Origin of the sequence: Nostoc favosum CHAB5714 (genome assembly GCF_020829495.1) — a bacterium.
In the GTDB taxonomy this organism is placed as follows: domain Bacteria; phylum Cyanobacteriota; class Cyanobacteriia; order Cyanobacteriales; family Nostocaceae; genus Nostoc; species Nostoc favosum.
On record NZ_JAIVFQ010000082.1, the window covers coordinates 19,979 to 30,099 of the forward strand.

General features: G+C 43.0%; 8 protein-coding genes and 1 pseudogene. 2 read left to right on the forward strand and 7 right to left on the reverse strand.

Annotated features, from left to right (window positions below; genetic code table 11):
* Window positions 1–126: 126 nt before the first annotated feature.
* Together LC586_RS40900 and LC586_RS31155 are read right to left on the reverse strand one after the other, a co-directional pair.
* Entirely contained in the window at window positions 127–258 is a 132-nt protein-coding gene (locus LC586_RS40900; RefSeq protein WP_267921761.1) for a hypothetical protein, read from the reverse strand.
* 342 nt (window positions 259–600) lie between these two features.
* Window positions 601–1,878 (reverse strand): MFS transporter, encoded by a 1,278-nt coding sequence (locus LC586_RS31155; RefSeq protein ID WP_229489264.1) that lies wholly within the window; start codon window positions 1,876–1,878, stop codon window positions 601–603.
* A 1,041-nt stretch (window positions 1,879–2,919) separates the two neighbouring features.
* Here LC586_RS31155 and LC586_RS31160 point away from each other — a divergent pair.
* Window positions 2,920–3,111: pseudogene (locus LC586_RS31160) on the forward strand (DUF2811 domain-containing protein); the annotation flags it as partial.
* Window positions 3,112–4,700: 1,589 nt separating this feature from the next.
* Here the strand turns inward: LC586_RS31160 and LC586_RS31165 are convergent.
* Complete coding sequence (locus LC586_RS31165; protein ID WP_069071980.1) at window positions 4,701–5,420, reverse strand: response regulator transcription factor; 720 nt, start codon at window positions 5,418–5,420, stop codon at window positions 4,701–4,703.
* A gap of 647 nt (window positions 5,421–6,067) precedes the next feature.
* Between LC586_RS31165 and LC586_RS31170 the strand changes: the two genes are divergently transcribed.
* Window positions 6,068–6,694 (forward strand): CPP1-like family protein, encoded by a 627-nt coding sequence (locus LC586_RS31170; RefSeq protein ID WP_229489266.1) that lies wholly within the window; start codon window positions 6,068–6,070, stop codon window positions 6,692–6,694.
* A gap of 157 nt (window positions 6,695–6,851) precedes the next feature.
* Here LC586_RS31170 and LC586_RS31175 read toward each other — a convergent pair whose 3' ends face one another.
* The 4 genes from LC586_RS31175 to LC586_RS31190 form a co-directional block, all read right to left on the reverse strand.
* Window positions 6,852–7,544 carry an HAD family hydrolase gene (locus LC586_RS31175; RefSeq protein WP_229489268.1) on the reverse strand — a complete coding sequence of 231 codons (693 nt, stop codon included), beginning with the start codon at window positions 7,542–7,544 and terminating at the stop codon, window positions 6,852–6,854.
* Between the two features lie 71 nt (window positions 7,545–7,615).
* On the reverse strand, window positions 7,616–8,053 hold the full coding sequence (locus LC586_RS31180) for a GNAT family N-acetyltransferase (RefSeq protein WP_229489269.1): 438 nt from the start codon (window positions 8,051–8,053) through the stop codon (window positions 7,616–7,618).
* Window positions 8,050–9,105, reverse strand: coding sequence for a 4-hydroxyphenylpyruvate dioxygenase (gene hppD / locus LC586_RS31185; protein WP_229489271.1), 1,056 nt, complete (start codon window positions 9,103–9,105; stop codon window positions 8,050–8,052). The genes LC586_RS31180 and hppD overlap by 4 nt, the downstream gene beginning before the upstream one ends.
* Before the next feature lie 106 nt (window positions 9,106–9,211).
* Window positions 9,212–9,916, reverse strand: a complete 705-nt coding sequence (locus tag LC586_RS31190; RefSeq protein ID WP_229489273.1) for an SDR family oxidoreductase — start codon at window positions 9,914–9,916, stop codon at window positions 9,212–9,214.
* Window positions 9,917–10,121: the final 205 nt, after the last annotated feature.

Genomic DNA, 10,121 nt, shown 5'->3' on the forward strand with positions numbered 1-10,121 from the left:
CGTTAAAATTAACTATCGCATTTGCTTGTTGAGCGACAGCATTTGCTTGTTGAGCGACAACATTTGCTTGTTGAGCGACAGCATTTGCTTGTTGAGCGTACGCATTTGCTTGTTGAGCGACAGCATTTACTTGTTGAGCGTACGCATTTGCTTGTTGAGCGACAGCATTTGCTTGTTGAGCGACAGCATTTGCTTGTTGAGCGTACGCATTTGCTTGTTGAGCGACAGCATTTGCTTGTTGCGTTCATCCCGAAACAAGAGACAGATCCGAATCAATAAGTATAAACACAGGGTAAATCTCCATTGTTGCGTTTAAATTAAATCCATAAAACTTTCTAGCTTTGTGGTAGTTGTTAGATTGTCGTTTTATTTTGACCAAAGCAAAAAAGGATACAAGCCCCTGAATTTATTTATGGAGAAGAAAAAAGATTTATTTCGAGATGCTACGCACGAGAAATAATGCGTCCTTATTTCAAGCCCCTAAATTTATTTATGGGGATAGTAATTTTGAATTTTGAATTTTGAATTTTGAATTCCCCGAAGGGGTTGACGCGTTTGGTCGTTTATTTTTTTGGTAGTCCTTAATACCATTTTAGCTGATTAATCAGCTAAAATTCGATTCAGGTACTGTAAAATTGCCACAGCGATCGCCACACTCAAGATGAAGCATAGCCAGTAACTATTGGTAATAATTTGCGGTTGATCTAATGCCCATCCACCCAAGGGATGACCAATAAAAGAACCAACTGCCCAGCACAAAGCGTTGATGGAGAAATAAACGCCGCGTTTATTTTCCGGGGCTAACTCCGTCACTAAAGAGGCAGCCGATGGGGTATAGGAGACAACCGCCACAGCAAATACTCCCAATGCCAATATTACCCAAACCAAATGATGAGATGGGGCAGTGCCGCTTATCCAAATTAGGCCAAAACCAATTGCCCAAAGAATGGCAGAAACAGTGAGCGCGAGTGTATGTGAGCAGCGTTTTAAGATGCTAGTGACAGGCAACTGACAGATGATGGCGAACACCAGATGCCAAGCAAATAGAACGCTAATCGTAGTTTGAGCAAATCCTTCTGGAGTACTTTTTATAACAAAGTTTTTGAAGAAAAGTGGTAGGGTGCTGTGGATTTGAGAAATATAGATTGTGAAGAATATATTAACTGCTATGTAGACCAGGAAACGGCGATCGCTTAATACTGCTATCCAAGAAGCAAAAAGTTCTGTCTTTTCAGGTTCCCCTATCTGCTGCTGTTCAGTTTCACTAATTCCCACATAGACAACCCCAAAAAACACCAAAAAAGAGATGGCATCAATCACAAATAGCCATCGATAACTCCCAATGATCGCAATAAAAAACCCAGCCAGCATAATTCCGATCGCTAACCCAAGATTATCAGCTAGGCGGGCGATACCTTCGGTGAGCTTCGCTAACGCAAAAGTTTCGCGGCGATTGTCAATCTGGCTAGCGTCAGCAACAACAGCTTCAGCCGCCGGCCAATAGAAACCTATCCCTAAACCGCTAATCAAGCTACCGATTACCAAAATCGTAAAATTATTGGTTGCAGCTAAAACCAGAGAACCAATTGCGGAAATCGCCGTGGCTAGCAACAAAGTGCGGCGGCGTCCCCAGTGTTCAGAATCAGCCAAAGAACCACCTACAATCCGCCCTACAATGCCGGAAATCGAGGCGCTACCCAAGGCTACCCCAACACTGGTTGCAGATAAACCAACTTGATTTACAAAAAATATCGGGGCGTAAAACAGGGTACAGCCGGTGCCAACTTCCGATAGAAATCTACCAATTGCGAAAATCCATATCTGGGGATGTATCGAGGGCAGCCACGATGATAACTGCGATTGCGAAGCTAATTTCATGAGTGTGAACTACTCCGCCGTATAGACGGACGGAGCTTCCCAATTCATCGGGAATAGCCTCCAGAACTCCGTAGTTCTATTGGTCTTACATTCCCTCCAAGGGCAGGAGTCCTGGTTCCCAAGACCCAAATCTTTTACCCTGAGCGAAGTCGTTCGCGTAGCGTCCCGTAGGGAAGGGTTTTCTTGCAACATATACCTGTTAGCTTGGTTTTCGCTTATGGCATTGATGGTCAAGACAATGCTTAGTTTACCAGAAAAGGTAATTCGTCATACACAAGCGAATTTGTTTTTACAAAGTAAAAAATCAATTCCAGATGCAATCCTCATCACCCGCTCACAATCCCCATCTTAGGAATACCTTGAACGCAAATAGATAGCGTCTCGTAGAGAAGATGGGGACTTCCGCGACCCGTTAAACCAGTTATCAGTTATCAGTTATCAGTCAGCAACGGCGTATGGTGGGGGATAAATGTTGCGCTACCAACGCCTGCTCCTTTTGGTGGGGGACAAAAACTTGCGAGATAAATAGATCACTCTCTACTGTTCACTGTTCACTGTTAAATGTCATAGCTTGATGACATTTTTGTAATTCTTATCATTGGCTGCTATTTTCCTCACTCATTCCACAGGGTTTCCACAGGGATTTTAGCAGTTTTCCACAGGTTCTCTACGAGCTAATGGGCTTCTTACTCTCTTGTTGGGGATTGTTGATTAACAGTGGGAAGGAACTTAAAGGACTGAGTTCTTATAAAGTTACGTAACGAAAAATAGCCTCTAATGCTGATTATTTCGTTCGCATTTGTTTTTTATACACTCGTTTTTAACATTTCGCAGCATTGACAAACCCACCCCCTCTTGGCGCACAATGATTCGGCTTGCTTTTGTAATCCGTTCAACCGTTGGCATCAAATGTGTAAAATATATTACCACCAGATGTGGGCGTAGATTGGCGGGCTGGCGAAAGAGCGTGTGAAATAGCCCTAAGCCGCTTCAGCGCAAGCAACTTGTCCCTCTTGATTATCCTCATAGGAGGAAAATCTCATGAAAGCAACGGTTAGCATCTTTACAGAAATTCCCGAAACACTCCACGAATCCTTAAAAAACTACTTAGAAACCCATCCCGACTGGGATGAAAACAGAGTATTGACGGCGGCACTATCATTGTTTTTACTCCAAAATGGAGATAGCGATCGCCGCGCTGCTCGAGTCTATCTGGAAACTTTGTTCCACCACTCCACAGTAGAAATGCCCTGTACCGACTCACCCGCAACAGCTAATTTACTAGACACCCCATAGGTACTGGTATGAAGCCCTAATACGGGCACGGTTTGCCGTGCCCCATCAATGGGATTTTGATCCAATAGCGATCGCTCATATCGCAATACGCTTGGGTTAAGCATTTTTCTCTTCTCTGTGTTTACTCTGCGCCTCTGCGGTAGCCAGAGGGCTTGCCCTCTGGCTTGGTGCAGTCGCTCATGGGGGAAACCCCCAGACGCTCGATGACTCGCTAACGCTGCGCTATGCGCGGCATCGTCTCCCCTTGGGAGAAGACCGCGCTGCTTCACCGCTTTGCGTCTACGTAAAACAAATGGACTTTGATAATGAGTTTTAACCTTAACCCAAGCGTATTGGGCCATATCGGGGTAATATTACAACAAAAAAGATCAGTAGATTCTGATCCTTAAAGAGGTTCCAATAGTTTCTCCTGTTGCCAAAACTAGTTGGTAATAGCGCAAAATTTAGAATTGAGGCAAGACTTGAATATATTAGCTGATTTTAGTACTTGTTGTATAACGGTTTTATTTTGGATACAAACACGTTCGTAGGGGCGCACAGCTGTGCATTGGTGTCAACTTAAGCTAAAAGCAGCTTAACTGAAAGCTTGACTCACCCGCCTCGAACTAAAGTTCTTTGGCTTTTAGCTAAAGTCTACTGAAGTAGACTAAAGATTTTTTGCTATATTTAGTCATCAACAGTAGGACTTACGCACGAGTAACGGAAAACGAACCACAGAGAAGCCAGTGCGCCCTTGCGGTTAAGAGACTTGTTCGCGCAGCGTCTCCCCTTGGGAGAAGCAACTGGCGCGGCGCAGAGGTCACGGAGGAATGAGAGTTTGAGAGGGTTTTTGCGTAAGTCCTAAACAGAAGACTTCCGCTATTAGCAAGGAACTGAAGTTCCTTGCGGGACATAGCTTTTACGTTAAGTTGACACCAATGATAGCTGTGCGCCCCTACAAACTCCAACCTAAGCACCGTTATATCTCAATACGCTTGGCTTTATGAAAAATTGTAGGTTGGGTTAAGCAAAGCGCAACCCAACAAAGCCACGGAAATGTTGGGTTACCCTGCGGGAAGCCCCTTCTCTACGAGACGCTGTTCGCGTTCGGGTCTACGTTCCTCAAACGCCACTTGCTTCTCCCTACAGCCCTTCGGGCATCCTACGGCAGGCGCTAGCCTCTCACGAATGGGATTCGGGGAGACGCTGCGCGTAGCAAGATCCCCACAGGGGTACAAGTCGGGAAACCGCAAGGGCGCAGTGGCTCCTCAACCTACACAGTTTAAGATTTTTGGCGCTAACCCAAGTTTATTGCCTTATGTCTACCGAAACGGTTAGATGCAAAGAAATATTTTCCAGTGGACTCTCTCCCCTGTCCACTGTCTTAAATGCATAAATAAATATCTCAAATAACTGCCTGGTCTGTATTTGAGTAATATCTACCTATTTTGATTGTCTAAATTTGTCTTTTACTAAAGCCAAAGAAATTCAATAATCCCTCCCCCAAGAGTTAACAGTCAAGAGTTAAAAAACTCTAGACTGTTAACTCAGGACTTAGCTTCCAAGTGCTGGGGATGAGCAGGAGATTCAAACTTATACCCTACGCCACGTACAGTTTGAATTAATGCTGGCTGACTAGCATCAATTTCAATCTTCTTGCGAATTTGCCCGATATGGACATCTACAACCCGTTGGTCGCCGACATATTCATAGTCCCATACCTCTTGGATTAGCTCCGCACGCCGCCAAACTCGACCTGGATGACTGGCTAAAAAATGCAACAAGTCAAATTCCAGAGCAGTTAAAGGTACTGCTTGGTTATTAAGTGCCACCTCCCGCCGCACTGGGTCAATCATAAGTTTTTCAAATACCAAGCGTTTTTGCTCGGCAGTAGTTATCACTCGTTGACGCCTCAAAATAGCTCCGACTCTGACTTCTAACTCTCCTAGCCCAAAAGGCTTGGTGAGATAATCGTCAGCACCTTTAGCAAAGCCGCGAATTTTGTCAGCTTCGTCAGCACGGCTAGTCAACATCAAAACAAAGACACCATTACGACTTTGCATCTCTTGGCAGAGGTTAAACCCAGTTACATCTGGTAAATTCACATCTAGAATTACCAAGTCGGGGTTAAATTGCTCAAATAGAGTTAAGGCTGTCTTTCCATCTTCGGCAGCCTCCACCTGATAGTTCTGCTTAATCAGAAAGCGTTGGATTAAATTCCGAACCGCAGGGTCGTCGTCAACTACAAGAATCTTGGCAGGAGCCATGACCATTACTTTGCACAAAAATTCGTAAGATTAACAAAAGGTTTGCGTAAAAACGCAGTTGCCACTTTGGGACTAACTAAGAATCTACATGGCTACGGTATGAGATTCCTGATTATTCAAAAAGAAATACTCTAATCAGGATTGTCGGCAATCAGAACGCGAAACTTCTGTTAGCCACAGTATATAAGCGCTCTGACTTTAGTCGCAACAGTTCTTAACACCAAGACACGTTCATGATCCCAGTTAGGTGGTAACTTAAAACGTCTCAATTTTAAATCGTTATGCGGATATATACCACAAGCGATTATTCAGTATAATTAAAAAAAACTCTATTAGGGCACAGTAAGTTGCCAAATTTGAAACATTAAAATTGATATTTTCATAAAAACTATGTGTTTTAGGTACTCTCCGTTCAAATTCTAGATTAGAGCCAGAATTAGACAACGACATGAGGGTATACACGGAGTTATAGCGATATGTTAAAGTGGCTATAGTTAAAATTACAAAGTCGATTAAACTAACCCGTGCTACTATCCTGTTAGGGCATAAAATAGGTCGAGACTTTCGTTTCGATTAAAACAAAACCTAAAGTTGTTTTTTATTCGACAAAAGACTGCCGCTGACTGAGGCTGAAGTAACAAACTCCCATGAGCGATCAAAATCCCTACGAAAAACTTGGGGTATCAGAAGAGGCTAGCTTCGATGAAATTCAGGATGCTCGTAATCGCCTATTCGAGCAACATAGTGGCGATGCCAAGCATTTAGAAGTAATTGAAGCGGCTTACGATGCGATTTTAATGGATCGCTTACGGATGCGCCAAGAAGGTAAAATTAAAGTCCCTGAGCGTATTCGGTTTCCAGAGTTGCGAGTGCAATCGCCTCCTAAAGAAAGTCCAACCCCTCGTGAGCAGTCACCTGCATGGCTGCAACGGATGCTGGATCAACCAACGCCTGCTGATATATTCTTACCAGGAGCTTGGTTTCTTGGTTTGAGTTCTATCACTGTGTTTTACCCAGAGGGAGGCGATCAGGTTTTGCAGTTAGCATTGGTAGTTGGGGTAGGCGCTAGTATTTACTTTCTCAATCGCAAGGAAAGCAAATTTGGTCGAGCAGTTTTGCTCACCCTAGTCAGTTTAATAATTGGCTTAATTGCTGGGGGACTAGTTGCTGGCTGGCTTTCACCACAAATATCATTCCTCAATTTGTCATCGAATCAGTTCTCTACTGTACTAACGTTTATATTGTTGTGGTTAGTTAGTAGCTTTCTACGGTAAACTGCTACCCGTAAGCAAGTTTCCATAAAGAAGACATGGTTTATATGTGTTCTTCTTAAAATTTCAAAGTCAGGAGTCAGAATAACTATTTTGACTCCTATTTTAATGTGCAACATGAATACCGATTAATTCAATATGTTGCAGCTAGAAAGCCTTTCTAGACAAGGTGTTTAGGTTTTAGTACTAAATCTACAGCAGCGCTGAAATCCTTAACGATTAAGTCGGGGTGGTAAAGTTCCAATTGGGTGCGATCGCGGATGCCAGATTCCACAGCTATCACCTTAATATCATAATTTTTAGCTGCGGTAATGTCGGCTTCCGTATCTCCCACCATCCAGATATCAGTAGCCGGGGGCAGTTCTTGTAAAGCCCTAGCCATCAACAAGGGTTTATCTTCAATATCACGAGTTTTAACATAGTCGTTACTCAAGCAATAACAACGATTTTCAGGGAAAAATCTCCCTAAATCGTTCTTTTTGAAGGCATAATCTAGTTCCCGAACTCGGCGCATGGTCATAACTGCTAAATCAATTCCAGCTTGTTGAATTTTTAGCAGTGCATCCACAGCACCGGGTGCGAGAGTGTCATAGTTGAAATAAGGTTCTGTATGTACTGTTTGCCGCCGCAACTGGGCAAATTCTTGTGCTTGGGCTTCATCTAACCCAGAATTCAACGCAATTTGTTTTTCGGGAACGCGCGATCGCTTTAGCTGCCAAAATTCCGCTTTCGGAAGTTGTTGCACTACTTGATCTCGGCGACGGGTTTTCTCTAAGCAGAATTGATAAACACGGTAGTACCGTTCGGAAACATCAATAATTGGGCCGTCGAAGTCAGTAATAAGTCTTAGCATCGGCGGAAAATGTTAATTTTTATTAAGTTTATCTCAGATGTATGGCTATTTTTTAAGGGTATTAAGTCTAGCTAAAGGTTTTTTTGTAAACTCTTTTTAAGAAAGTATCGACGATGACCTGGAGGAAAATCTTCTAACTCTCCAAAAATTTCATACCCCAAGTGCTGATAAAATTTGGGAGCTTGGAAGCTGTAAGTAAAAAGATATGCGTTTAAGCAGCCACGATTAACAGCCTCTTGCTCTGCCTCCAAAAGAAGTGCTTTTCCATATCCATAACCTCTTAACTCCTCTGCAACCCAAAGAGTAGCAATATGGAACCATCCCAAGCCGATAAAACCCTCCAAGCCGCCCACGACATTTTTTTTTGAATCACGAAGTAATAGAAACAGTGGCGTATATTGGTAATCTCCAATCTTACCTACATTAAAATCTTGAAGTTGCTTGTCAATAAAATCAACTTGTTTAGAGTCTGGATGAATTTCAATTGATATTTTGTAATCAGGCATCATTGCAGCGTACCGCGTTTGATTTGTTCGCTTTCAATGGCTTCAAATAAGGCGCGAAAGTTACCTTCGCCAAAACCTTGAGCTTGGAAACGGCGTTCAATAAACTCAAAGAAAAATGTCGGCTGTTCAAATATTGGCTGGGTAAAAATTTGTAGTAATAAAGGCGCAGTATTTCCTCCCTCTAAAAGAGTATATTCTTGCCAGTCCACCAGAATTTCCTGTTGAGCGATCGCTTCCAGTTCTAAGGGTGATAGAGGCAATCCTGGACGCTGTTTTAGTTGCGTGTAATAAGTTTGGGGAACTGAGAGTAAGGATAAACCACTGGCACGAAATTTAGCGATCGCACTGACAAGATTAGTCGTCCGCAAGGCAATATGTTGAATTCCCGGCCCCCGATTGACATCTAAAAATTCCTGAATTTGGGAATTTTTGGAAGCTGGTTCATTAATTGGCAATTGGACGCTACCGTTGTGCGAAACCATCACTTGACTGTGTAAAGCAGAAAGATTGGTTTTAATTTTAAAAGCCTGCTGGGGTTGAAAATCTAGGATATTTTCGTACCAAGCGACAGCATTTTCCAATTCACCAACTGCCACGTTTAACACTATGTGATCTATAGCAGTAAAAGTGTTGTCATTTGTCATTTGTCCTTTATCAAAAACCAATGATCTTTCGATCAATGTATGAGTCAGTCCACCCCAGGCGGCAATTTTGCCACACTTGAGCAATTCCGTACCCACCTGGCGTTCCTGAGTGGGTTGTAGGATTGTAGCACCGTGTTTTTGAGCTAGTGCGATCGCGCTTTCTACATCTTCGACAGCAAAAGCGACATCTGCCACACCAGGTGGATATTGACGCAGAAACTCAGCTACTGGACTTGTGGGTAACAGTGGAGAAGACAGAAAAAAGCAGACAGCACCACTTTTTACTACTTCTGTACAAGTGTGAAATGAACTAATGCGATCGGCTACTACATGAAAACCAAGATGGTGTACAAACCAATCCCGCCATACTTTGGCGTCTTCTACATAGAAATGAACGTGATCAATTTTCATAGATACTGAAAATCCAGCATAACAGCTTATATCTCTGTAAATTTTGCCTTTTTTGCTAAATTTTCAGGTCTTTCCCAGGCAAGAATTATCTAAGCTGACTCCCACTTTAAAAAAACAAATGACTATCAGGTTGAATGTTAATTTCCATTGGCACAGCTTGCGGTTCGGCAGAAAGGGCAAAGAAAATCGCATTGGCAGCAGTTTCAGGACTGAGCATTTTTTTTCGGTCTACTTTTAGGTTGACGTTATCCCAGAAAGGAGAATCTACCCCACCAAAGTAGAATAGCGTGAACTTGATACCAAAACGCTTGAGTTCCTCTGCCATGCATTTGCTGAAACCGACAACACCAAACTTAGAAGCAGAATAAGCTGCTGCCATTCCCATCGAATGCTTGCCCAGAATTCCTACCACATTACAGATGTGACCAGACTTGCGCTTTTGCATCTCTTCAGCAGCCGCTTGAGTGGTGTAAAAGCTGCCTTTTAAGTTGACATCTAGCATCTTGTCTAAATCAGCGGGTTCCAGGCTGTTGTAAGGCTTGAGTATACCAGCACCAGCGGCATTCACTAAAATATCGATTTGACCAAACTCAGCGATCGTCTTTTCGATCAAAGTATCTACCTGTTGCGGGTTAGTAATATCGGTGGGAACGCTCAAAACTTGCCCTGGTAAATCATCTGTCAGTGTTGTTAAACGAACCGCATCTCTGGCAGCCAGTACCAACCGGACTCCAGTAGGCGCAAGTTTGTGTGTTAACGCTGAACCAATGCCACCAGTAGCACCGACAACAACAACGACTTTATCCTGCATTAGATTATTTACATTTCTTTACATCTTTATACATAATACTGAATTACAGACTCAGGTTGTACGTAGACATCCAGAAAGTATTTACCGAAAAATTGGGGTTTAAAGCCCCGTCCTTCCAGGACGGATTTATATTCTTTCCCCTTGTATTTTCTCAAATCTTATGAGGAGCATGGTATCATAATGTGAGGGAAGAAAGGAATATTCA

Coding starts and splice junctions, on each gene's coding strand:
- LC586_RS31155 (WP_229489264.1), bottom strand. CDS start 1,878: ATGAAATTAGCTTCGCAATCGCAGTTATCATCGTGGCTGCCCTCGATA.
- LC586_RS31165 (WP_069071980.1), bottom strand. CDS start 5,420: ATGGCTCCTGCCAAGATTCTTGTAGTTGACGACGACCCTGCGGTTCGG.
- LC586_RS31170 (WP_229489266.1), top strand. CDS start 6,068: ATGAGCGATCAAAATCCCTACGAAAAACTTGGGGTATCAGAAGAGGCT.
- LC586_RS31175 (WP_229489268.1), bottom strand. CDS start 7,544: ATGCTAAGACTTATTACTGACTTCGACGGCCCAATTATTGATGTTTCC.
- LC586_RS31180 (WP_229489269.1), bottom strand. CDS start 8,053: ATGATGCCTGATTACAAAATATCAATTGAAATTCATCCAGACTCTAAA.
- hppD (WP_229489271.1), bottom strand. CDS start 9,105: ATGAAAATTGATCACGTTCATTTCTATGTAGAAGACGCCAAAGTATGG.
- LC586_RS31190 (WP_229489273.1), bottom strand. CDS start 9,916: ATGCAGGATAAAGTCGTTGTTGTTGTCGGTGCTACTGGTGGCATTGGT.